A 22,428-nucleotide genomic window follows, 5' to 3' on the forward strand; every position below is an offset into this window, starting at 1 on the left:
ACGAGGCGCCTCTCTTCACGGACCTCGGACAGTGGCCGTTATTGGCTTGATAGCGGGGACCGGTTGGCTCTATGAAGCTGGCCATGTCGATTTGGGACCGCCTTGGCGAATTCATAACACGGGTTTCGTCTTCGACGACGTCGGGCGTCGCCGACGTCGTCGAGGCCGTGCGCACGGTGTTCTCCGGCGACGCGGACCTGCGCCGCCGCGTCGCCTTCTCGGTGGCCATGATTGCGCTTTCGGCCAAGATGGCCAAGGCCGACGGCATCGTCACCCAGGACGAGGTGCGCGCTTTCCAGGAAATCTTCGAAGTGCCGCCGAAGGAGACGCGCAATGTGGCGCGGCTGTTCGATCTGGCGCAGCGCGACGTGGCCGGATTCGAGACCTATGCCGAACGGATGGCGCAGATGTGCGGCTCTGGGCATTCCAACTGCGTGATGCTGGAAGACATACTCGACGGCCTGTTCCACATCGCCAAGGCCGACGGCTTGGTGCATGAGCATGAAGGCACCTTCCTGCATCGGATCGCGGAGATTTTCCGCATCGACGAGGCACATTACGAGGCCATCCTGGCGCGGCACGTCAATCTTGGCGCTGGCGACCCCTATGTCGTGCTCGGCATCGAGCGCGGCAAGCCGTTCGAGGAGGTCAGGAAGCGGTACCGCAAGCTGGTTTCCGACAATCATCCGGACCGGCTGATCGCGCGCGGCCTGCCGCAGGAATTCATCAAGATCGCGACGACCAGGGTCGCGGCGATCAACGCCGCCTATGAGATGATCGAGCGAGGCCTGCGGCACGTATGAGCGGCTTCCTGCCCGACGAGCCGCGCGCCGAGGTCAGGGTGTCGCCGAATTTCGGGCCAAGGCGCGACACGCTGAAACCCGACATGATCGTGCTGCACTATACCGGCATGGCGACGGGTGCCGGGGCGGAGGCGTGGCTGTGCGACCCGGAGAGCGAAGTCTCGTCGCATTATCTCGTGCATGAGAATGGTCATATCGTGCAGATGGTCAGGGAAAGCGACCGCGCTTGGCACGCCGGCAAGAGTTCCTGGTTCGGACGCAGCGACATCAACTCCTGTTCGATCGGCATCGAGATCGTCAATCCGGGACATTCGCTGGGGTATCGCGGATTTCCCGGGCGCCAGATCGATGGGGTGATCGGCCTGTGCAAAGGCATTGCCGCGCGGCATGCGATCCCAGCCACGCGGGTGCTGGCGCATTCGGACGTGGCGCCCGGGCGCAAAGTCGATCCAGGCGAGAAGTTTCCGTGGGGCGCGCTGTTCGAGGCCGGTGTCGGCCATCTCGTACCGGCCGCGCCGGTGAGGCGAGGGGCCACATTGGGACCCGGTGCCCGCGGCGCCGATGTCGAGGCGCTGCAGTCGATGCTGGCGCTTTATGGCTATGGCGTCGAGATATCGGGCGTTTTCGATCATCAGACACGGATTGTCGTCGAGGCTTTCCAACGGCATTTCCGACCACGCCTGGTTGACGGGCTGGCCGACGGCTCGACGATGCGTACGCTGCAAAAACTGCTTGCCTCCATGAGTCGCTGACCCAGGGTCAAGGCCCTGCCCAAGTAATCCTTTGCGCCTTTCAGGTTACAAACTGTCACTTAAAGTGACTTGCCCCGCCTTCATTGGCGCGAATTCGGACTTCAAAGGGCAATTCGTACAGTTTGTCGGGCGTCTATCCCCCCGGATGTTCCGATATTAATCAAGGCGTGCCACGCGATGATCTTCGCGTGGCCCAAACAGAACAGGATCACATGCAGAAATTGACCGTTGTAACGGCAGCTCTTGCTGCCGGCGTAATGACTTTTGCCTTTGGTGCGGCCAATGCCGCGCCGTTAAGCCCACGGGCCGATCAAGGGCTCGTAGTGGCAACCGCCAAAGGCAAGGCCATTTCGGCCAAAAGCAGCAGGAGTGTGAAGACGGCGAAGAAGCAGGCTTCCGCGAAAGTGGAAAAGGCAAGTTGGACCAAGGCGAAGAAATCCACCGCCAAAAAGCACACCAAGCGCGGCCGCAAGACCGTCGACATGACAACAACGGCATCGATCGGCCTCGGGAATGCAGCCGCGTCGATGGCAGCGGTGACCAGCAGCGGCCAGTATTCCGCGATCGTCACCCGCTATGCGGCGAGCTACGGCGTCCCGGTGTCGCTGGCTAATGCCGTCATCAAGATCGAGAGCAATTATCGGCCGAACATGGTCGGCGGTGCCGGCGAGATCGGCCTGATGCAGATCAAGCCGGCGACGGCGCGGATGATGGGCTATAACGGTTCGGCCAAGGGCCTCTTCGATCCCGACACCAACATCAAATACGGCATGAAGTATCTCGCCATGGCGCGGGATCTCGGCGGCGGCACGACCTGCGGCACGATCCTGAAATACAATGCCGGCCATGGCGCGACACGGATGAACCCCGTTTCGGCCGCCTATTGCAGCAAGGTCAAGGTGCAGTTGGCTGCTGTTGGTGCGCCTGCCTGAGAAGAGCTGGCGTAAGAAGAGCTGGCCGCAACCGGCTTTTTCGGTTGCGTTTTCTGGGCTGAACCCCTTTATACGCCTTGCCAGCTGGCCGGGCGGCCGCACTCGCAAACGCCGAAAGGCCGCGGGTGAGGAAAGTCCGGGCTCCATGGAGACACGGTGCCGGTTAATGGCCGGCGGGGGCGACCCCAGGGAAAGTGCCACAGAAAGCAAACCGCCACGGTTTCACCGTGGTAAGGGTGAAAGGGTGGGGTAAGAGCCCACCGCGCGACTGGCAACAGGAGCGGCACGGTAAACCCCACCGGGAGCAAGACCGAATAGGGGCGGTGCGAGGGGAAACCCTCGAGGGCTGTTTCCGGCTCACCGTCCGGGTAGGTTGCGTGAGGCGCATGGCAACATGCGCCCAAGATGAATGGCCGCCACGTTCTCGTCCCGCAAGGGGCGAGGGCCATACAAAACCCGGCTTACAGGCCGGCTGGCAGTTTTCCTTCGAAAGAAAGCGCTTGAGATCAGCAGGTTGCGCCCTCCAGCGCGCCTGCCGATTCAAGTCGGTGCGACGTTTGCCGGCTGGATCGACACCAGGCCATTGCTTGAAGCTGGTACGATTAAATCGTACCATGGGATCGACGCAAGGCATCGGGAGCCTATCATGGGACATGTCGATAAACGCAGCATCACGCTGTCGCCGGAACTGGCGCAAGCGGTGGACGATGTGGTTGCCGCCGGCGAATATGCTTCGGCGAGCGAAGTGATCCGCGATGCGCTGCGGCAATGGAAGGACCGCCGCGATCTGCTCGGCTATACGGTCGAGGAACTGCGCAAACTGGTGCAGGAAGGGATCGACAGCGGGCCTGGTCGATTTGCATCGATGGATGAAATCAAAGCCGAGGCGCGCAATTACAGGCTGTCCGATGGCCCTGAGAGCGGGAGGATAGTGGACGGGCCTTTATTTATGGAGCGCTTGCGGGCCAAATATGTTGCTGCGTCCGATGTAGGCGACTTTCAGAAATGAGACATAGCTGTCGCTTCAGACGTTGGTGCTGCCCCTCATCCCCCTGCCGGGACCTTCTCCCCGTATAGTGACGGGGAAAAAGGGGGCTTTTTTCTGCAGTTTGGAAAACTGGCCAAACCGTCAAAGACAGCGCCTTTCTCCCCGTTCTCCACGGGGAGAAATGTCCGGCAGGACATTGAGGGGCGGCGCTGATGCCGGTCAATCTCGAGGATATCACAGCCAGGTTTCAGCCGCTGATCCCGTCCAGCGACGTTTCGATCGCCTTCCAAAGCTCTTCCACCGGTTCACAGCCGACCGAGAGGCGAACGAAGCCGGGCGGCACCGCGTCGCCTCGCTTCAAACGCCGCTCGGCCGAGGTGTGTACGCCGCCGAAGGATGTCGCTGCCTGCATCAGGTCGCAATTGTTGATGAAATCCTCGGCCCTCTGTTCCGAGGCGAGCTCGAACGAGATGAGAAAGCCGAAGCGCTCCATCTGGGCGCAGGCAAGATTATGCGACGGATCGCTCTCCAGTCCGGGAAAGCGCAGGCCGCTGATCGCCCGGTGGCCCTGCAGTCGCCGCGCGATCACCTCCGCGGAGGTGCACATGCGGTCGAAGCGCACATCGAGTGTCTCCAGGCCACGGTGCACCAGCCAGGCTTCGAACGGTCCGGGAATGCTGCCTGAAATTTCGCGCCAGCCGGTCACGGCGGCAATGAAGTCGGCGTTGCGGCTGGCGACGTGGCCGAACAGCACGTCGGAATGGCCGTTCGGCGCCTTGGTGTCGGCGGCGACGACGATATCGGCGCCGTGGTCGAGCGGGCGCTGGCCGAACGGCGTCATCGTCGTGTTGTCGATCGCCAGCAGCGCACCTGCTTTGTGAACCGCCGCGGCAACGGCCGCTATGTCGCAGATATCCAGTCCCGGATTGGCCGGGGTTTCGACGAAAGCAAGCCGGTAGCCATCGAAGCCGCCATCGAGGAACGTCGAGGTCGGGCGGACATCGTAGCTGACGCCGAAAGGCTTCAGGAAACGATCGGCCAGTGCCCTTGTCGTGTGATAGCCGTCCGACGGCAGCAGGATACGGTCGCCAGTCTTGAGCAGTCCGAAGAACACGGCCGAGATCGCGCCCATTCCGGAAGGGAAGGCCACGCAGGGCGCGTCTTCCAGATGCGCCAGCATGTGTTCGACCGCGTCCCAGGTCGGATTGCTGAAGCGGCCATATTGATCGTAGCCGGTGGCATCGCCAGGCGCATGGTAGATCGCGGCCATGGTCAGCGGCAGCGGGATCGGGTCGCCTTTGGCAAGTCCGCTGTTGCGCAGATGGGGAAGTGCTGCAGCGCGTGTGTTCGCTGATTCAGGCATCGATTCTCAAACCCTCCTGGTGACCGGTCGGACGCGACCAAACGCTATGCCCGGCAACGCGCCCCAGCAAGCCGCCTCCGGTTGGGCCAAGCGCTCTAAACGCTTCGTTAGGCTTAATGATCCATAAAGACGAGACGTGCCGGAACGGCTGCCCTCATCGGTCGCGATGCGCGTGTTTGCGAAGCCTATTCCCGTTGACGCCCATAGTGCCCCATGATATCCCATTTCGATACTCAAGCCTTCGTTCCGCGTCAGGGTAAAGCGTACGCCAATCGGGCAGCCGCGGCGGCTGCGCGTTTGCCGGTTTTTGCCCGCGTAAACGAGGTGGGTGCGAGGCAGGGAACGCGCTGCGGCGGCGCGTGCGACACGATAAAGAGGGGTGCGGCGGCGCAAGCGGCTGTAACGCGTGATGGACCGGTTTCTGTCGAACACGGTGAGCAGGATCGATGCGAAGGGACGGGTGTCCGTTCCGGCGCATTTCCGTGCCGTCGTGCAGAAGCGCGGCTATTCGGAACTCTACGCGCTGCGTTGCCTGGATCTGCCGGCGATGGATGTCGGTGGGCTCGACCTGCTCGATCGGTACGAGCAGCGCATCGCGCTCGAGGATCCCTTCCTGCAGACGGCGGACGACATGTCCTTCTTCTGCCATGGCGATGGCGCATTCCTGAAACTCGACCAGGATGGCCGCATCACCATGACCGATTTCATTCGCGAGCACACCGGCATCTCGGCGGAGGTGACTTTTGTCGGCCGCGGCAATTTCTTTCAGGTCTGGGAGCCGGGACGGCTTGCTGCCTATGGCGCGCAGGCGCGGGCCCGGCTTTTGCAGCTTCGGCAGGGGACGAAGCCTGGGGAGCGGCCGGAATGACGGCGGGCCACGGCGATGACATCCACGCCGTTGGCGGACCGGCCCGCCACATTCCGGTCCTCCTTGGCGAAGTGCTCGAGGCACTGGCGCCGGCGGAAGGCGACATCATCATCGACGGCACGTTCGGCGCCGGCGGCTACACCAAAGCCATCCTGGCTACGGGGGCCTCGGTGGTGGCCATCGATCGCGACCCGGACGCGATCGCCGCCGGACGCGATCTCGAGGCGCAATCGGGCGGCAGGCTGAGGCTGGTGCAGGCGCCGTTCTCGACCCTGGACGAGCATGCCGAAAGCGTTGATGGCGTCGTGCTCGACATCGGCGTGTCCTCCATGCAGCTCGACCAGGCGGAGCGCGGCTTCTCATTCCGCAATGACGGGCCGCTCGACATGCGCATGGCGCAGGCGGGCCTCAGCGCCGCCGATGTCGTCAACAGCTTCAAGCCGGGCGACCTTGCCCGCATCTTCGGCTTTCTCGGCGAGGAGCGTCACGCCGGGCGTATCGCCCGCATGATCGAGGCGCGCCGCGAAAAGCGGCCATTCGAACGCACGCTGGAACTCGCCGACGCCATCGAGACGCATATCGGGCGCGCGCCGAAGGACAAGATCCATCCGGCCACCCGCGTCTTCCAGGCGCTGCGCATCTTCGTCAATGACGAGCTTGGCGAGCTGGCCAAGGCCCTGTTCGCCGCCGAACGCGCGCTGAAGCCGGGCGGACGCCTCGTCGTGGTGACGTTCCATTCGCTGGAAGACCGTATCGTCAAGCGCTTCATAGCCGACCGCGCCGATACCGCGAGCGGTTCGCGCCACTTGCCCGAGGCGCAGGCGCGCAGCGCCACCTTCCGCAAGGATGGCGGCGGCGTGACGCCTGGTGACGCGGAGATCGCGGCCAATCCGCGCGCCCGCTCGGCGAGGCTGCGCGCCGCGATCCGCACCGAGGCGCCGGCGCGCCCCGGCGATTTTTCGATTTTCGGCCTTCCAAAGCTTCCCGGTGTCGATCGTCCGGGGGAGAGGTAAGCACGTGTTCCGTACCAGCGACATTGTCCTGATCGCCGTCATGGTTTCGGCGGCGGCCCTGACCTACAAGATCAAGCGCGAGGCCGAGGACCAGCTGGCGGCGGTGCAGAAGATCCATACCCAGATACGCTACGAGGAGGAGACGATCGACCTGCTCAAGGCCGACTGGAGCCTGCTCACCCAGCCGTCGCGGCTGCAGAAGCTCGCCGAACTCTACAAGGCGCAGCTCGCCCTCGAACCGGTCAGCGCGCGCCAGATCGTGGGCCTGAGCGACCTGCCGGCCAAGGCCCTGGACATCCAGGACATACTGAACGGACGCCAGGGCGGCATGGCCGACAATTCCGACAAGGCGCCCCCTGGCGACAAGGATCCCGTCGTGACCGGAGGCATCGCCCAATGATCGGCAAACTGCTGAAGCGCCGGGCCAGGACGGTTGAGGACGGGTCCATCGTCGTCGATGGCGCCCGCAAGGCGACCGGCGGCAAGGGCAAGGCGCGTATTGTGATGACGATGGCGGTGTTCTTCGGCATCTTCTCGGTCATTTCGGGGCGGCTGGTCTATCTCGGCTTCCAGACGCCCGACCTGTCGGGCGGCCCGCAGAGCCGGGTCACCGCCTCGCGGCCCGACGTTGTCGACCGCAATGGCGAAGTGCTGGCGACCGACATCAAGACGGCGTCGCTGTTCGCAGAGCCGCGCCGCATCGTCGATGCCGACGAGGCGATCGAGAAGCTGTCGACCGTGCTGCCCGAGATCGACTATGAGCAGACCTACCACAAGCTCAAGAGCGGCGCCGGCTTCGTCTGGCTGCAGCGCCAGCTGACGCCCAAGCAGCAGGCCGACATCATGCAGCTCGGCATTCCCGGCTTCGGCTTCCGCACGGAGAAGCGCCGCTTTTATCCGAGCGGCGAAACCTCGTCCTACATTGTTGGCCTGACCAATATCGACAACCAGGGCATCTCCGGTATGGAGAAATATATCGACGAGCAGGGCCTGAGCGACCTGCAGGCGTCGGGCTTGGCGGTGGCCAAGGATCTCAAGCCGGTCAAGCTTTCGATCGATCTGCGCATCCAGCATGTGGTGCGCGACGAGATCGCCGCTGGCCTGGAACGCTATCGCGCCCTGGGCGCCGGCGCCGTCGTGCTCAACGTCAAGACCGGCGAAGTGGTGGCCATGGCCTCGGTGCCGGATTTCGATCCGAACAATCCCTACAATGCACAGGAAAAGGACCGGCTGAACCGGATGTCGGCGGGCCTCTATGAAATGGGCTCGACCTTCAAGAGCTTCACCTCGGCCATGGCGCTCGATTCCGGCAAGGCGACGATGGCGAGCCGCTTCGACGCTTCGCATCCAATCCGGGTCGGGCATCAGGCCATTCACGATTTCCACGGCAAGAACCGTGTGCTGTCGTTGCCGGAGGTGTTCCTCTATTCGTCCAACATCGGGTCGGCCCGAGAGGCCGAACTGGTCGGTATCGCGGGGCACCGGGAATTCCTGCATCGTCTTGGCATCCTGGACAAGATGCAGACCGAACTGCCGGAAGTCGCCCGCCCGACGGAACCGAAGGTCTGGAAACAGGTCAATTCGTTCACCATCGCCTTTGGCCATGGCGTGTCGACGACACCGCTGCAGGCGGCTGTCGGCTGCGCGGCGCTGATGAATGGCGGCTACTTGATGGAACCGACGTTCCTGGTCCGCAGCGAGCAGGAAGCGATGGCGACGGCCAAGAAAGTGGTTAGCGACAAAACCGTCGAAGGCATGCGCTACCTCTATACGCTCAACGCCGAGAAGGGCTCGGCCAGAAACGCCAGGGTCCCCGGCTACCGCGTCGGCGGCAAGACCGGAACGGCCGAGAAGGTGATCAACGGCCGCTATTCTAAGGATTTGAATTTCAACACCTTCGTCGCAGCCTTCCCGATGGACGATCCGCAATACCTGGTGTTTACGATTGCCGATGCCCCGCACCCCGAAAAGCCCGGGATGACCGACGTCGCGGCCGCGAATGCTGGGGTTATAGCCGGCAATATCATCAGGCGTTCAGCGGCCATGCTTGGCGTGAAGCCAGATTTCAGCCATGAAAATGGTGCAACGCTGGTGTCCTATCAGTGATTCTTGGGGCGCGCCGGTAACTGCGCGCTATTTTGTTGCGGTGAACGGAACTCGATGAAGCTCAGAGATCTAGACGGTATCCTGCCAGTCGAAGGAACAGCTTCCGCCGATCTGGAGGTTACCGGCATCTCGTCGGATTCCCGGCAGGTTAAACCCGGCGTCATCTTCTTCGCGCTTGCGGGAAGCAAAGCCGACGGCTCGGCCTATGCCGCCGATGCCGCCAGGCGCGGTGCCGTGGCGATCGTAACAGCCAAGGGCACCGCCGTTGGCGGGCATCCGATTCCAGTGCTGGCGGTCGACGATCCGCGCCTGGCGCTGGCGCTGGGAGCCGCCCGCTTTTTCGGCAACCAGCCACAAACCATGGTCGCGGTGACAGGCACCAGCGGCAAGACGTCGGTCGCCGCCTTCACGAGGCAGATCTGGGAGCAGGCCGGCTACGCCGCCGCCTCGATCGGCACCACCGGCGTGGTGGCGCCGGGCCGCAACGAATATGGTTCGCTGACCACGCCCGATCCGGTCGCTCTGCACCAGTTGCTCAAGGAATTGGCCGACGCCGGCGTTACCCACGCCTCGATGGAGGCTTCCAGCCACGGGCTCGACCAGCGCCGCCTCGACGGCGTCAAGCTCGCGGCCGGCGGCTTCACCAATCTTGGCCGCGACCACATGGATTACCATCCAACGGTCGAGGATTATCACCGCGCCAAACTGCGCCTGTTCGACACGCTGCTGCCGAAGGGCGCGCCGGCGGTCATCTTTGCCGACGATCCGTGGTCGGCGCCGACAATCCAGGCCGCGCGGGCCGCCGGGCTCGAGGTGCTGACCGTTGGCCGCCATGGCGATTTCCTTAGGCTGAAACGGGTCGAGCATGAGCGTCATCGCCAGCGCGCCGAGGTCGAGGCCAACGGTGTGCTTTATGAAATCGACCTGCCGCTGGCCGGCGATTTCCAGATTTCGAACGCGCTTGTGTCCGCGGGGCTTGCCATTTCCACGGGAATACCCACTGCCAAGGCTTTGATGTCGTTGGAGAAATTGAAGGGCGCGCCGGGCCGGCTCGACCTCGTCGGGACCACCGCCAATGGCGCGCCCGTTTATGTCGATTATGCCCACAAGCCCGATGCGCTGGAAAACGTGCTGACCTCGGTGCGGCCGTTCACCACGGGCCGCGTCATGGTCGTGTTCGGCTGCGGCGGCGACCGCGACCGGGGAAAAAGGCCGATCATGGGCGAGATCGCGACCCGGCTCGCCGATGTCGTCATCGTCACCGACGACAATCCGCGTTCGGAAGTGCCCGAGACGATCCGCGCCGCCATCATGGCTGCGGCGCCTGGAGCCATCGAGATCGGCGACCGGCGCAAGGCGATCCACGATGCGGTCGCGATGCTTGATGCCGGCGACACGCTGATCGTGGCCGGCAAGGGTCATGAGGAGGGCCAGACGATCGGCTCCGAGACGCTGCATTTCTCCGATCATGAGGAAGTCCGCGCCGCGCTGCGGGAGCGTGCCGCATGAACCTCTTGTGGACTTCCGAAGCGCTGGTTACCGCCATGGACGGGCGGCCGCTCGGTCCGATGCCGGAAGGCATATCGGGCATTTCGATCGACAGCCGCAGCCTGCAGCCCGGCGATGCCTTCTTCGCCATCAAGGGCGAGGCAATGGACGGGCACGACTTCGCCACCGCTGCGATCAAGGCCGGCGCCGGCGTATTGGTGGTGGCGGAAGGCAAGCTGCCGTCGCTCGGCCGGCTGACGGCGCCGATTGTCGTCGTCGAGGATGTGCTGGTCGCATTGGAAAAGCTCGGTGTTGCCGCACGAGCCCGTTCGCAGGCAAAAATCATCGCGGTGACCGGGTCGGCCGGCAAGACCACCACCAAGGAGGCGCTGCGCCACGTGCTGTCGGCGGTGGGCAAGGTGCATGCCTCGGCGCAGTCCTTCAACAACCATTGGGGCGTGCCGCTGACCTTGGCGCGCATGCCCGTGGATTGCGATTACGCCGTGTTCGAGATCGGCATGAACCATCCCGACGAGATCCGGCCGCTGGTCAAAATGGTGCGGCCGCATGTCGCCATCGTCACCATGATCGCGGCGGCGCATCTCGGCTTCTTCCGCAACCTCGACGAGATCGCCAAGGCCAAGGCCGAGATTTTCGAAGGCATCGAACCGGATGGCGCCGCCATCCTCAACCGCGACGACGCGCGCTTCAAGCTTCTGGACAAGATGGCGCATGCCGCCGGTGTCGAGCATGTCTACGGCTTCGGCGAGAATGCGCGCTCGACCTTCAAGCTCACCAAATGCGAACTCCACGCCGACCATTCCGACATCGCAGCCAGGATCGGCGGTCATGATATGATCGCCCGCATCGGCGCGCCCGGCCGTCACATGGTGCAGAACGTGCTGGCCGTGCTGGGCGCGGCGCATCTGGTCGGCGCCGACCTCGACAAAGTGGTGCTGGCGCTGGCCGATCTCTCCGCCGAGCGCGGGCGCGGCAAGCGCCACGTGCTGCGCCATCCCGGTGGCCCGATCACGCTGATCGACGAGAGCTACAATGCCAATCCGGCATCGATGGCCGCCGCGATGGCGTTGCTCAACACGACGCCGGTGGCGGGCGAGGGTCGTCGCATTGCCGTGCTCGGCGACATGCTGGAGCTCGGTGACCATTCGGCCAAGCTGCATGCCGCACTTGCCGACCTCATCGTCGGTACCGGCACGCAGACCGTCTTTCTCGGTGGCCCGGAAATGAAAGCGCTGGCGGAAGCGCTTCCGGCCGAGATCCAGACGGAATACCGCGCCGGCGCCGCGGAGTTGAAGCCGGTGCTGCTTGCCGCGCTTAAGCCAGGCGACGTGGTGATGATCAAATCGTCGAAGGGCATCGGTTTCGCAAAACTGGTCGATGCGCTGCTGGGCAAATTCCCGGCGGAATCCACAACCAGCAAACAGACCTAGACCAAGTCGGGGGACGAAAGCGCATGTTCACACTGCTCGTCGATTTTGCGGACAAGATCTCGGTCTTCAATGTCTTCCGTTACATCACCTTCCGTACCGGCGGCGCGCTGATCACATCGGCGCTGATCGTCTTCATCTTCGGGCCGACGATCATCAATTCGCTCAGGCTGCGCCAGGGCAAGGGCCAGCCGATCCGCGCCGACGGGCCGCAGACGCATTTCAAGAAGGCCGGCACGCCGACCATGGGCGGCCTGATGATCCTGTCCGGCATCATCGGCTCGTCGCTGCTGTGGGCGAACCTGTCGAGCATCTATGTCTGGGTGGTGCTTTTGGTGACGCTCGGCTTCGGCTCGATCGGCTTCTACGACGACTATCTGAAGGTGACCAAGCAGTCCCATCTCGGCTTTTCCGGCAAGGCAAGGCTGGCGCTGGAATTCGTCATCGCCGGCATCGCCGCCTGGGCGATCATGCACAACGGCCAGGCACCGTTCTCGTCGTCGCTGACGTTCCCCTTCGCCAAGGAATTCATCATCAACCTCGGCTGGTTCTTCATTCCGTTCTCCTGCTTCGTCATCGTCGGCGCCGGCAACGCGGTGAACCTGACCGACGGCCTCGACGGACTTGCGATCGTGCCGATCATGATCGCGGCGGCGTCCTTCGGCGTCATTGCCTATCTCTCCGGCAACGCGGTGTTCGCCGAATATCTGCAGATCCATTTCGTGCCGGGCACCGGCGAACTGGCGGTCGTGCTTGGCGCCGTCATCGGCGCCGGCCTCGGCTTCCTCTGGTTCAACGCGCCGCCGGCGGCGATCTTCATGGGCGATACCGGCTCGCTGGCCATGGGTGGCCTGATCGGCACCGTCGCGGTCGCCACCAAGCACGAGATCGTGCTGGTCATCGTCGGCGGGCTGTTTGTCGTGGAAATCCTGTCGGTCATCATCCAGGTCGGCTACTTCAAGATGACCGGCAAGCGGGTGTTCCTGATGGCGCCGATCCACCATCACTTCGAAAAGCTCGGCTGGACCGAAAGCCAGGTGGTGATCCGCTTCTGGATCATCGCCGTCATCCTGGCCCTGGTCGGCCTCTCCACCCTCAAGCTCAGGTAGGAACCCCTTGATCCCCGCCGCATCTTTCGCAGGCAAGCGCGTTTCGCTCTTCGGGCTCGGTGGCTCGGGGATCGCGACCGCGCGGGCATTGATCGAGGGTGGCGCGGAGGTGCTGGCCTGGGACGACAATCCCGACAGTGTCGCCAAGGCGGCCGCCACCGGCATTGAAACCGCCGACCTGCGCGGCGCCGACTGGGCGAAATTCTCGGCCTTCGTGCTGTCGCCGGGCGTACCGCTGACACATCCCAAGCCGCATTGGACGGTGGAGCTGGCGCGCGGCGCCGGTGTCGAGGTGATCGGCGACATCGAACTGTTCTGCCGCGAACGCACGCTCAGTGCGCCGGCAGCTCCCTTCATCGGGATAACGGGCACCAACGGCAAGTCGACGACGACCGCACTGACGGCGCATATCCTCAAATCTGCGGGCCGCGACACGCAGATGGGCGGCAATATCGGCCGCGCGGTGATGACGCTCGATCCGCCGAAGCCCGATCGCCACTATGTCGTGGAATGCTCGTCCTACCAGATCGACCTTGCACCCTCGATTAACCCGACGGCCGGCATCCTGCTCAACCTGACGCCCGACCACCTCGACCGCCACGGCACCATGCAGCACTATGCCTCGATCAAGGAGCGGCTGGTAGCGGGCAGCGAGACGGCGATCATCGGCATCGACGATTCCTGGTGCGCGCAGATCGCCGAACGGCTGGAACGAGCAGGGCGGCAGGTCATCCGCATCTCCAAGCGGCTGCCTTTGACCGACGGCTATTTCGCCGACGGCAGCAATTTGATGGAAGCCGTGCACGGCCGCTACAGCCGGGTTGCCTTCCTCGAAGGCATCGGTTCGCTGCGCGGCCAGCACAATGCGCAGAACGCGCTTGCCGCGGTCGCTGCTTGCCTCCGGGTCGGGCTGGAGCTTGGCGAGATCCAGTCGGGACTGGAAAGCTTCCCCGGCCTTGCGCACCGTATGGAGCAGGTCGGCCGCAAGGACCATGTGCTGTTCATCAACGATTCCAAGGCGACCAATGCCGATGCGGCGGCGCCCGCCCTGTCGAGCTTCAGCCGCATCTACTGGATCGCCGGCGGACTGCCCAAGGAAGGCGGCATTGAGCCGCTGCGCGGCTTCTTCCCGCGTATCGCCAAGGCCTACCTGATCGGCGAGGCGGCGCCCGCCTTCTCGGCGACGCTGGGCGACGCGGTGCCCTATGAGATATCGGGCACGCTGGCCGCGGCCGTCGAACACGCCGCGCGTGATGCGGCCAGGGACGACAGCGGCGAGGCGGTGGTGCTGTTGTCGCCGGCCTGCGCCAGTTTCGACCAGTTCAAGAATTTCGAAGTCCGCGGCGAAGCCTTCAGGCAAGCTGCGAATGCTATCGAGGGCGTGAAACCCATCGGAGGGGCACGATAATGCAGAGCCGTCTCGACAAAAGCCCGGTTGCAACCTGGTGGTGGACGATCGATCGCTGGTTTCTGGCGGCATTCCTGTCGCTGATGGGGCTCGGCATCGTCTTGTCGTTCGCCGCCAGCCCGGCGGTGGCCGAACGGATCGGTCTCGACAGCTTCCACTTCGCCACCAGGCAGATCATCTTCACCGTGCCGGCGCTCGGCGTGATGCTGGCCGTGTCCTTCCTCGATTCCCGGCAGATCCGGCGCATGGCGCTGATCATGCTATGCCTGATGCTGGTGCTGATGGTGGCGGTGCTCTACATCGGCATCGAGGTGAAGGGCGCGCGGCGCTGGGTGTCGATTGCCGGCCTGTCGATCCAGCCGTCGGAATTCCTCAAGCCGGCCTTCGTCATCATGTGCGCCTGGCTGTTCGCCGAACACAAGCGCCAGCCCGACATTCCCGGCAATCTGTTCGCCATGCTGCTCCTGGTGCTGGTCGTGTCGCTGCTGGTGGCGCAGCCGGATCTCGGCCAGACCATGTTGACGACCGGCACCTGGGGCATCATGTTCTTCATGGCGGGGCTGCCATGGCTGTGGATCATCGTGCTGGGCGCGGCCGGCGTAGGCGGCGTCTTCGCCGCCTATACGGTGTTCCCGCACGTTGCCTTGCGCATCGACAAGTTCCTCACCGGCGAAGGCGATACGTTCCAGGTCGACATGGGACGCGACGCCCTGATCAACGGCGGCTGGTTCGGCGTCGGGCCGGGCGAGGGCACCGTCAAGCGGGTCATTCCGGACAGCCATGCCGACTTCGTGTTCTCGGTCGCGGGCGAGGAATTCGGGCTGATCATGTGCTTCTTCATCATGTCGATCTTCGCCTTCATCGTGCTGCGCGGCCTCAACACGGCGCTCAAGGAACATGACGATTTCACCCGTTATGCGGTCGGCGGCCTGGTCACCGTGTTCGGCCTGCAGGCGGTCATCAACATGTGCGTCAACCTGCAACTGGTGCCGGCCAAGGGCATGACATTGCCCTTCATCTCCTATGGCGGCTCCTCGCAGATCGCCATCGCCATCTCGATGGGCATGGTGCTGGCGCTGACGCGCAAGCGGCCGGAAAAGCGCAAGCAAATGGGCTTTACGCTGCCGCAGCGCGCCATGCCGGCGGAGTGACATGGCGAGAGGCGTCATCCTTCTCGCGGCGGGCGGAACCGGCGGGCACCTGTTTCCGGCAGAGGCGCTGGCGCATGAGCTGAACGAGCGCGGCTGGTCGGTGCATCTGGCGACCGACGACCGCGCCGAGCGGTTTGCCGGCCATTTCCCGGCCGCCGCCATCCATCCCATCCAGTCGGCGACTATGGGCTCGAAGAACCCCATTGCCATGCTCGGCGCCTTCTGGAAAATCTGGCGCGGCGTGCGCCAGGCGTCCGCTGTCATCGCCAGGATCAAGCCGGATGCGGTCGTCGGCTTCGGCGGCTATCCGACCTTGCCGCCGCTCTATGCGGCGACGCGGCGCAAGGTGCCGACGCTGATCCATGAACAGAACGCAGTGATGGGGCGCGCCAACCGGGCGCTGGCCGGCCGCGTGGACGCGATCGCCGGCGGCTTCCTGCCGCAGGATACGACTGCCGTAGGCGCCAAGACGGTGACGACAGGCAATCCGGTCCGGCCGGCCGTGCTGGAAGCGGCCAGGACGCCTTATGCGGCATCGGCCGGCGAACAGCCGTTCCGCCTCCTGGTGTTCGGCGGCAGCCAGGGTGCGCAGTTCTTTTCCGACGCCATGCCGGGGGCCGTCGCGCTGCTTTCGGATGCGCAGCGCAAGCGGCTTGTGATCACACAGCAGGCTCGCGCGGACGATGTGGCGCGGGTGAAGGCGGCCTATGCCGCTCTTGGCGTCGCCGTCGAGGTCTCGCCCTTCTTCACCGACATGGCGGCACGCATGGCGACCGCGCATCTGGTGATCTCGCGCTCCGGCGCATCGACCGTTTCGGAGATCGCCGTCATCGGCCGGCCGGCGCTGCTGGTGCCTTATCCCTACGCGCTCGACCATGACCAGGCGGCGAACGCGGCGGCCCTTGCCGCTGCCGGAGGCGGCGAGGTGCACCCGCAATCCTCGCTGTCGCCGGAGCGCATCGCGGCGCTGATTGGTGGGCTGATGGACAATCCCGAGCGGCTTGCCGCCATGGCTGCGGGCGCGAAATCGGCCGGCAGACCGGACGCGGCACGGTTGCTCGCCGATCTCACAGAGGCTATTGCGTCCGAAAAAACCGTCTCGGATTTCAGGAAGGGGACGCACGCATGAAGATGCCGCAGACCATCGGCCTTGTGCATTTCATCGGTATTGGCGGCATCGGCATGAGCGGCATCGCCGAAGTGTTGCACAATCTCGGCTACAAGGTGCAAGGGTCCGACCAGGCCGACAGCGCCAATGTGCAACGGCTGCGCGACAAGGGCATCGAATGCTTCGTCGGCCACAAGGCCGAGAATCTCGGCGAGGCCGAGGTGGTGGTCGTTTCGACAGCGATCAAGAAATCCAATCCGGAGCTGAAGGCCGCGCGCGAAAAGCTGCTGCCGATCGTGCGCCGTGCCGAGATGCTGGCCGAACTGATGCGCTTCCGCCAGGCGGTGGCGATCGGCGGCACGCATGGCAAGACGACGACGACCTCGATGGTCGCGACCTTGCTTGAAGCCGGCGGGCTCGACCCGACCGTCATCAATGGTGGCATCATCAACGCCTATGGCACCAATGCCCGTATGGGCGATGGCGAGTGGATGGTGGTCGAGGCCGACGAGAGCGACGGCACCTTCCTGAAACTGCCGGCCGAGATCGCGGTGGTCACCAACATCGATCCCGAGCATCTCGATCACTATGGCAGCTTCGACAAGGTGCGCGAGGCGTTCCGCCAGTTCGTCGAGAACGTGCCGTTCTACGGTTTTGGCGTGATGTGCACCGACCACCCGGAAGTACAGGCGCTGGTCAGCAGGATCGAGGACCGCCGCGTCATCACCTATGGCGAGAACGCGCAGGCCGACGTGCGCTTCACCAACCACCGCATGGCCGGCGCCATTTCGGAATTCGACGTGGTGATCCGCAACCGCAAGACCGGCGGCCAGACAGCGATATCGGACCTGCGGCTGCCGATGCCCGGCCGTCACAACGTCTCCAACGCCACCGCCGCGATCGCTGTCGCGCACGAACTTGGCCTGTCCGCCGAGGCGATCAAGAAGGGCCTGTCGTCCTTCGCCGGCGTCAAGCGCCGCTTCACGCATACCGGCTCGTGGAACGGCGTCGACGTGTTCGACGATTACGGCCACCATCCCGTCGAAATCGCTGCGGTGCTGAAGGCGGCGCGCAGCGCCACCAAGGGCCGCGTCATCGCCATTGCCCAGCCGCACCGCTTCACCCGGCTGCATGATCTGTTCAACGAGTTCTCGGCCTGCTTCAACGACGCCGACACGGTGATGGTCGCCCCGGTCTACGCTGCCGGCGAAGAGCCGATCGACGGTGTCACGTCAGACGAGCTGGTGTCTCGCATCCGTGCCGGCGGCCATCGCGATGCCCGCTACATAGAGGGGCCGGCGGCGATCGCGCCGGTTATCCGCGATCTGGCCAAACCTGGCGATTTCGTCGTCTTCCTCGGCGCCGGCAACATCACCCAATGGGCCTATGCGCTGCCCAAGGAGCTCGGCGGGACTGTTTCATGATGCACGGCCAGGCCTTGATCGACAGACTTGGCGACCGGCTTGGCGGCCTGCGCGGCCGCATCACGCCGAATGCCGAGATGGACAAGATCACCTGGTTCCGGGCCGGCGGCCTTGCCGAGGCGCTGTTCCAGCCGGCCGACGAGGAGGACCTGGCCGCGTTCCTCAAGGCGGTTCCCGAAGAGGTGCCGATGACCATCGTCGGCGTCGGTTCGAACCTGCTGGTCCGCGACGGCGGCATTCCCGGCTTTGTCATCCGGCTTTCAGCCAAGGGCTTTGGCGAGGCCGAAGTCATTTCGCCGATCAGGATCAAGGCCGGCGCGGCCACGCCCGACAAGCGGGTGGCCGCGGTGGCGCTCGAGGCAGGCATTGGCGGCTTCCATTTCTACCACGGCATCCCAGGCGCCATTGGCGGGGCGCTGAGGATGAATGCCGGTGCCAATGGTGTCGAGACACGCGAGCGCGTTGTCGAGGTGCGGGCGCTCGACCGCAAGGGCAATCTCCTGACGTTGAGCAATGCCGAGATGGGCTATGCCTATCGCCATTCCGGAGCCCCGTCCGGGCTGATCTTCACTTCGGCGGTGTTCGAAGGCTTTGCCGAGGAGAAGGCGGTGATCAAGGCGGCGATGGATGCAGTCCAGAACCACCGCGAGACCGTGCAGCCGATCCGCGAAAAGACCGGCGGCTCCACCTTCAAGAATCCGGAAGGCACGTCGGCCTGGAAGGAGATCGACAAGGCAGGCTGCCGCGGCCTGATGATCGGCGGTGCACAGATGTCGCCGATGCACTGCAACTTCATGATCAACACCGGCACTGCGACCGGTTACGATCTCGAATATCTCGGCGAGACGGTGCGTGCCCGCGTGCTCGAACATTCGGGCATCCGCCTGCACTGGGAGATCAAGCGCATCGGCAATTTCCGCTCCGGGCATGCCGTGCAGGAGTTTCTCGGTCAGCTCCTGTAGCCGCCGTTGAAGTTCATGTGATGCATGAACTTCAACGCGTTCCCGGAACGCGCAAAACCGTTGCTCCCAGGACTCACCGACACGGTTTTCGCAGCGATTTTCTCAGAAAGTGAATCTCTCGGAATCATAAGCACTTGCCAGTGAATCAACTCTCTGATTCTCTGCTCGAAAGCGTTTCCTGATTTGAGTCGTTCGACGCGTTACCCGCGTTTTCCGTCTGGGGGGGCAACCTGCCGGGAGACTCGGACTCAATGTTGCGGAAATCCTGGTTTTGGTCCGCCGTGAGAGGGGATGACGGGGAATGAAGAGCAAGCATGTGGCCGTACTGCTGGGAGGTTTCTCGTCCGAGCGGCCCGTGTCCCTGTCCTCGGGAAAGGCTTGCGCCGATGAGCTCGAGAAAGAAGGCTACCAGGTCACGCGTGTGGATGTCGGGCGCGATGTCGGCTCGGTGCTCGCCGAACTCAAGCCCGATGTCGCTTTCAATGCGCTGCATGGTCCGTTCGGCGAGGACGGCACCATCCAGGGCATCCTCGAATATCTCGCCATTCCCTACACCCATTCGGGCGTGCTCGCCTCGGCGTTGGCCATGAACAAGGAGCAGGCCAAACGTGTTGCCAAATCGGTCGGCATGCCTGTCGCCGAATCGAAGGTCACCAGCCGCTTCGCCATCCAGGACAAGCATCCGATGAAGCCGCCCTATGTGGTCAAACCGGTCAGCGAGGGCTCGAGCTTCGGTGTCGTCATCGTCAGCGAGGGCCAGTCGCATCCGCCGCAGGTCATCGGTTCGTCCGAGTGGAAATATGGCGATACCGTCATGGTCGAGCGCTACATCCACGGCCGGGAGCTGACCTGTGCGGTGATGGGCGATGTCGCGCTCGGGGTCTGCGAGATCATCCCGACCGGCCATTCCTTCTACGACTATGATTCAAAATATGTCGCTGGCGGATCAAAGCACGAATGCCCCGCAAAAGTTTCACCGAATATTTACCAAAAAATACAAACACTGGCGCTCAAGGCTCACCAAGTGATCGGCTGTCGGGGCGTTTCCCGGTCGGACTTCCGTTATGACGATCGTCACTCCGAAAATGGCGAGGTTGTATGGCTCGAGGTCAATACCCAACCGGGCATGACACCGACGTCCTTGGTGCCTGAAATCGCCGCCCATGCCGGGCACTCGTTTGGCGATCTGTTGAGTTGGATGGTGGAGGACGCTTCGTGTCTGCGTTGAAATGGGGACAAGGCAAGGGGAAGGGCGCGGCCGGGCCGTCGCTGCTTGGCCTGTCGCTTTCGTTCGACCATTTCGTCCTGCCGCGCATGCTTCGCCGCCCGGTGCGCATCCTGGCGCGCCTGGGTGACGGGGAGTTCCAGGCGCCGCGTTTCTCAGCCGCGGTGATGTCCGCCGTGCTGCTCGCTTCGAGTGGCGCCTATGGCGCCTATCTTGGCGGACATGCCGACGGCATTATCCAGAGCATTACCGCCCGTACCGGCTTTGCCGTCGATCAGGTCAAGGTGGTCGGCAACCGCCAGACCTCGGAGATCGATATTCTCGACAGGCTCGAACTCGACGGCTGGACTTCGCTGATCGGCTTCGACGCGGAGGCCGCGCGCGAGCGTATCTCGGGCCTGCCGTGGATCGAGGTCGCGGCGGTGCGCAAGGTCTATCCGCACACGTTGGAAGTGCGCGTCGGGGAGCGCGAGGCGTTCGCGCTCTGGCAGCAGGGCGATGCCCTTTCGGTCATCGAGAAGGATGGCGCCGTCATCGCGCCGTTCTCGGGCGGCAAGCAGGTGCTGCTGCCGTTGCTGATCGGGACCGGTGCGCCGGCCAAGGCGCCGGACTTCCTGGCCAAGATCGAAAAGTATCCGGACCTTGCTTCCCGCGTGAAAGGCTACATCCGTGTGGGTGAGCGGCGCTGGGACCTGAAGCTGGACAACGGCATCACCGTCAAGCTGCCCGAGGATGACGAGGACCAGGCGCTCGCCGAACTCGTCAAGATGGACCACGACAAAGGGCTGTTGTCACGCGACATCGCCGCCGTCGACATGCGCCTGACCGACCGGCTGGTCGTGCAGCTGACGCCCGAGGCGGTGACGCAGCGCGAGGCCGCACTCAACGAGAAGCCGAAAACCCTCAAGCGCAAGCCGGAGACGAAGATATGAGCTGGCTTGGCGGTCATGGCGATGCCTCGTCGCGCCGTTCCGGCACCTTGACGGTGCTGGATGTCGGCTCGAACAAGGTCTGCTGCATGGTGGCGAAGCTGAAGCCGTGCGACGACGGCAAGCTGTTGCGCGGCCGCTCGCACCGGATCCAGGTGATCGGCATCGGCCATCAGAAATCGCAAGGCGTGAAGTCTGGCGTGGTCGTCGATCTCGACCGGGCCGAGCATGCCATCCGGCTGTCCGTCGACGCCGCCGAGCGCATGGCGGGGCTGACGGTCGATTCACTCATCGTCAACATGACCGCCGGCCGGCTGAAGAGCGAAGCTTTCGCCGCGACCATCAATCTTGGCGGCCACGAGGCCGACGAAGCCGACATCAAGCGCGTGCTCGGCGCCGGCGCCAAACAGGCGCTCAAGGCCGAGCGCGAGGTGATCCATTCGCTGCCCGTCGGCTTCTCGCTGGACGCCGAGCGCGGCGTGCGCGACCCGCGCGGCATGGTCGGTGACGCGCTTGGCGTCGACATGCATGTGCTGACCGGTGACGCCGCCCCGATGCGCAATCTGGAACTCTCCATCAATCGCTCGCACCTTTCGGTCGAGCGCATGGTGGCAACGCCCTATGCCAGCGGGCTGGCGGCACTTGTCGACGACGAGCTGGAGCTTGGCGCTGCTTGCATCGACATGGGCGGCGGCACGACGACGATCTCGGTGTTTTCGGAAGGCAAGTTCGTCCATGGCGACGCCATCGCCATCGGCGGCAACCATGTCACGCTCGACATGGCCAAGGGGCTCTCGACCTCGCTCGATGCCGCCGAACGGCTGAAGGTGATGCATGGCTCGGCGCTGCCGGGCAGTGCCGACGACCGCGACCTGGTCTCCATCCAGCCGATCGGCGACGATGGCGACGTGCCGCTGCAGATACCGCGTTCGGTGATGACGCGCATCGTGCGCGCCCGCATCGACGAAACGCTCGAACTGCTGCGCGACCGGCTGAACAAATCCGGCTACGGCAATGCGGTGGGCAAGCGCGTCGTCTTGACCGGCGGCGCCAGCCAGCTTGCCGGCCTGCCGGAAGCGGCGCGCCGCATCCTGGGGCGCAATGTGCGCATCGGCCGCCCGCTCGGCGTGGCGGGCCTGCCCGAGGCGGCAAAGGGGCCAGCCTTCTCGGCCGCCGTCGGGCTTTTGATCTATCCGCAGATGGCGAGCTTCGAGAGCCATCCGGCGAAAGGAATTTCCGGTCTCAGGATGACCGGGACGGGCGGAAAACTGCATCGCATGAGTCAGTGGTTGAGAGACAGTTTCTAATTGACGGGGACAGCCCCATAGGCGGCCGCGGCGGCGACGCGGCG

The 22,428-nt window shown here is 64.2% G+C and carries 20 protein-coding genes and 1 other RNA gene; 20 read left to right on the top strand and 1 reads right to left on the bottom strand.

Going from position 1 to position 22,428, the window contains the following annotated elements; all coding sequences use genetic code 11:
* Window positions 1–83: 83 nt before the first annotated feature.
* From LB568_RS19245 to LB568_RS19265, 5 genes are all read left to right on the top strand, one after another.
* Window positions 84–803, top strand: a complete 720-nt coding sequence (locus LB568_RS19245) for a J domain-containing protein (RefSeq protein WP_023778030.1) — start codon at window positions 84–86, stop codon at window positions 801–803.
* Window positions 800–1,555: an N-acetylmuramoyl-L-alanine amidase gene (locus LB568_RS19250; RefSeq protein WP_224731000.1), complete on the top strand. Its 756-nt coding sequence runs from the start codon at window positions 800–802 to the stop codon at window positions 1,553–1,555. Before LB568_RS19245 ends, LB568_RS19250 begins: the two co-directional genes overlap by 4 nt.
* A 212-nt stretch (window positions 1,556–1,767) precedes the next feature.
* Entirely contained in the window at window positions 1,768–2,487 is a 720-nt protein-coding gene (locus tag LB568_RS19255; RefSeq protein WP_013894658.1) for a lytic transglycosylase domain-containing protein, read from the top strand.
* 80 nt (window positions 2,488–2,567) lie between these two features.
* Window positions 2,568–2,967, top strand: an RNA gene (rnpB, locus tag LB568_RS19260) — RNase P RNA component class A.
* Between the two features lie 166 nt (window positions 2,968–3,133).
* Entirely contained in the window at window positions 3,134–3,496 is a 363-nt protein-coding gene (locus LB568_RS19265) for a type II toxin-antitoxin system ParD family antitoxin (protein ID WP_224731001.1), read from the top strand.
* 226 nt (window positions 3,497–3,722) lie between these two features.
* Here LB568_RS19265 and LB568_RS19270 read toward each other — a convergent pair whose 3' ends face one another.
* Window positions 3,723–4,838, bottom strand: a complete 1,116-nt coding sequence (locus tag LB568_RS19270; RefSeq protein ID WP_224731002.1) for a cystathionine gamma-lyase — start codon at window positions 4,836–4,838, stop codon at window positions 3,723–3,725.
* A gap of 409 nt (window positions 4,839–5,247) precedes the next feature.
* Here LB568_RS19270 and mraZ point away from each other — a divergent pair, with 409 nt between their 5' ends.
* The 15 genes from mraZ (at window position 5,248) to ftsA (ending at window position 22,384) form a co-directional block, all read left to right on the top strand.
* A complete protein-coding gene (mraZ, locus tag LB568_RS19275) occupies window positions 5,248–5,706 on the top strand; it encodes a division/cell wall cluster transcriptional repressor MraZ (protein WP_224731003.1) in 459 nt (152 codons plus the stop codon).
* Window positions 5,703–6,719: a 16S rRNA (cytosine(1402)-N(4))-methyltransferase RsmH gene (gene rsmH, locus LB568_RS19280; RefSeq protein ID WP_013894662.1), complete on the top strand. Its 1,017-nt coding sequence runs from the start codon at window positions 5,703–5,705 to the stop codon at window positions 6,717–6,719. The genes mraZ and rsmH overlap by 4 nt, the downstream gene beginning before the upstream one ends.
* A gap of 4 nt (window positions 6,720–6,723) precedes the next feature.
* The gene (locus tag LB568_RS19285; RefSeq protein ID WP_013894663.1) at window positions 6,724–7,119 is read left to right on the top strand and encodes a hypothetical protein; all 396 of its coding nucleotides are present in this window, start codon (window positions 6,724–6,726) and stop codon (window positions 7,117–7,119) included.
* A complete protein-coding gene (locus LB568_RS19290; RefSeq protein WP_224731004.1) occupies window positions 7,116–8,825 on the top strand; it encodes a peptidoglycan D,D-transpeptidase FtsI family protein in 1,710 nt (569 codons plus the stop codon). Before LB568_RS19285 ends, LB568_RS19290 begins: the two co-directional genes overlap by 4 nt.
* 54 nt (window positions 8,826–8,879) lie before the next feature.
* A complete protein-coding gene (locus tag LB568_RS19295; RefSeq protein ID WP_224731005.1) occupies window positions 8,880–10,334 on the top strand; it encodes a UDP-N-acetylmuramoyl-L-alanyl-D-glutamate--2,6-diaminopimelate ligase in 1,455 nt (484 codons plus the stop codon).
* On the top strand, window positions 10,331–11,764 hold the full coding sequence (locus tag LB568_RS19300; RefSeq protein ID WP_224731006.1) for a UDP-N-acetylmuramoylalanyl-D-glutamyl-2,6-diaminopimelate--D-alanyl-D-alanine ligase: 1,434 nt from the start codon (window positions 10,331–10,333) through the stop codon (window positions 11,762–11,764). Before LB568_RS19295 ends, LB568_RS19300 begins: the two co-directional genes overlap by 4 nt.
* A gap of 23 nt (window positions 11,765–11,787) precedes the next feature.
* A complete protein-coding gene (mraY, locus tag LB568_RS19305; protein ID WP_013894667.1) occupies window positions 11,788–12,870 on the top strand; it encodes a phospho-N-acetylmuramoyl-pentapeptide-transferase in 1,083 nt (360 codons plus the stop codon).
* A gap of 7 nt (window positions 12,871–12,877) precedes the next feature.
* Window positions 12,878–14,278, top strand: coding sequence for a UDP-N-acetylmuramoyl-L-alanine--D-glutamate ligase (gene murD, locus LB568_RS19310; RefSeq protein ID WP_224731007.1), 1,401 nt, complete (start codon window positions 12,878–12,880; stop codon window positions 14,276–14,278).
* Complete coding sequence (gene ftsW, locus LB568_RS19315; protein WP_013894669.1) at window positions 14,278–15,429, top strand: putative lipid II flippase FtsW; 1,152 nt, start codon at window positions 14,278–14,280, stop codon at window positions 15,427–15,429. The genes murD and ftsW overlap by 1 nt, the downstream gene beginning before the upstream one ends.
* A gap of 1 nt (window position 15,430) precedes the next feature.
* The gene (murG, locus tag LB568_RS19320; protein ID WP_013894670.1) at window positions 15,431–16,558 is read left to right on the top strand and encodes an undecaprenyldiphospho-muramoylpentapeptide beta-N-acetylglucosaminyltransferase; all 1,128 of its coding nucleotides are present in this window, start codon (window positions 15,431–15,433) and stop codon (window positions 16,556–16,558) included.
* Window positions 16,555–17,961, top strand: coding sequence for a UDP-N-acetylmuramate--L-alanine ligase (gene murC / locus LB568_RS19325; RefSeq protein ID WP_013894671.1), 1,407 nt, complete (start codon window positions 16,555–16,557; stop codon window positions 17,959–17,961). The genes murG and murC overlap by 4 nt, the downstream gene beginning before the upstream one ends.
* A complete protein-coding gene (gene murB, locus LB568_RS19330; protein WP_224731008.1) occupies window positions 17,958–18,923 on the top strand; it encodes a UDP-N-acetylmuramate dehydrogenase in 966 nt (321 codons plus the stop codon). The genes murC and murB overlap by 4 nt, the downstream gene beginning before the upstream one ends.
* A 301-nt stretch (window positions 18,924–19,224) precedes the next feature.
* Window positions 19,225–20,151: a D-alanine--D-alanine ligase gene (locus LB568_RS19335; RefSeq protein WP_224731009.1), complete on the top strand. Its 927-nt coding sequence runs from the start codon at window positions 19,225–19,227 to the stop codon at window positions 20,149–20,151.
* Entirely contained in the window at window positions 20,139–21,080 is a 942-nt protein-coding gene (locus tag LB568_RS19340; RefSeq protein WP_013894674.1) for a cell division protein FtsQ/DivIB, read from the top strand. The genes LB568_RS19335 and LB568_RS19340 overlap by 13 nt, the downstream gene beginning before the upstream one ends.
* Window positions 21,077–22,384, top strand: coding sequence for a cell division protein FtsA (gene ftsA / locus LB568_RS19345; protein ID WP_013894675.1), 1,308 nt, complete (start codon window positions 21,077–21,079; stop codon window positions 22,382–22,384). The genes LB568_RS19340 and ftsA overlap by 4 nt, the downstream gene beginning before the upstream one ends.
* The last annotated feature ends 44 nt before the right edge of the window (window positions 22,385–22,428 follow it).

This window comes from Mesorhizobium sp. B263B2A, from assembly GCF_020165775.1.
GTDB classification, from domain to species: Bacteria; Pseudomonadota; Alphaproteobacteria; order Rhizobiales; family Rhizobiaceae; genus Mesorhizobium; species Mesorhizobium opportunistum.

Excerpts from the sequence above, each read along its gene's own strand:
- LB568_RS19335 (WP_224731009.1), top strand. The coding sequence starts at position 19,225 with ATGAAGAGCAAGCATGTGGCCGTACTGCTGGGAGGTTTCTCGTCCGAG.
- mraZ (WP_224731003.1), top strand. The coding sequence starts at position 5,248 with ATGGACCGGTTTCTGTCGAACACGGTGAGCAGGATCGATGCGAAGGGA.
- murB (WP_224731008.1), top strand. The coding sequence starts at position 17,958 with ATGATGCACGGCCAGGCCTTGATCGACAGACTTGGCGACCGGCTTGGC.
- LB568_RS19255 (WP_013894658.1), top strand. The coding sequence starts at position 1,768 with ATGCAGAAATTGACCGTTGTAACGGCAGCTCTTGCTGCCGGCGTAATG.
- LB568_RS19295 (WP_224731005.1), top strand. The coding sequence starts at position 8,880 with ATGAAGCTCAGAGATCTAGACGGTATCCTGCCAGTCGAAGGAACAGCT.
- murG (WP_013894670.1), top strand. The coding sequence starts at position 15,431 with ATGGCGAGAGGCGTCATCCTTCTCGCGGCGGGCGGAACCGGCGGGCAC.
- LB568_RS19265 (WP_224731001.1), top strand. The coding sequence starts at position 3,134 with ATGGGACATGTCGATAAACGCAGCATCACGCTGTCGCCGGAACTGGCG.
- murC (WP_013894671.1), top strand. The coding sequence starts at position 16,555 with ATGAAGATGCCGCAGACCATCGGCCTTGTGCATTTCATCGGTATTGGC.
- LB568_RS19245 (WP_023778030.1), top strand. The coding sequence starts at position 84 with ATGTCGATTTGGGACCGCCTTGGCGAATTCATAACACGGGTTTCGTCT.
- ftsA (WP_013894675.1), top strand. The coding sequence starts at position 21,077 with ATGAGCTGGCTTGGCGGTCATGGCGATGCCTCGTCGCGCCGTTCCGGC.
- ftsW (WP_013894669.1), top strand. The coding sequence starts at position 14,278 with ATGCAGAGCCGTCTCGACAAAAGCCCGGTTGCAACCTGGTGGTGGACG.
- LB568_RS19300 (WP_224731006.1), top strand. The coding sequence starts at position 10,331 with ATGAACCTCTTGTGGACTTCCGAAGCGCTGGTTACCGCCATGGACGGG.
- rsmH (WP_013894662.1), top strand. The coding sequence starts at position 5,703 with ATGACGGCGGGCCACGGCGATGACATCCACGCCGTTGGCGGACCGGCC.
- mraY (WP_013894667.1), top strand. The coding sequence starts at position 11,788 with ATGTTCACACTGCTCGTCGATTTTGCGGACAAGATCTCGGTCTTCAAT.
- LB568_RS19270 (WP_224731002.1), bottom strand. The coding sequence starts at position 4,838 with ATGCCTGAATCAGCGAACACACGCGCTGCAGCACTTCCCCATCTGCGC.
- LB568_RS19250 (WP_224731000.1), top strand. The coding sequence starts at position 800 with ATGAGCGGCTTCCTGCCCGACGAGCCGCGCGCCGAGGTCAGGGTGTCG.
- LB568_RS19290 (WP_224731004.1), top strand. The coding sequence starts at position 7,116 with ATGATCGGCAAACTGCTGAAGCGCCGGGCCAGGACGGTTGAGGACGGG.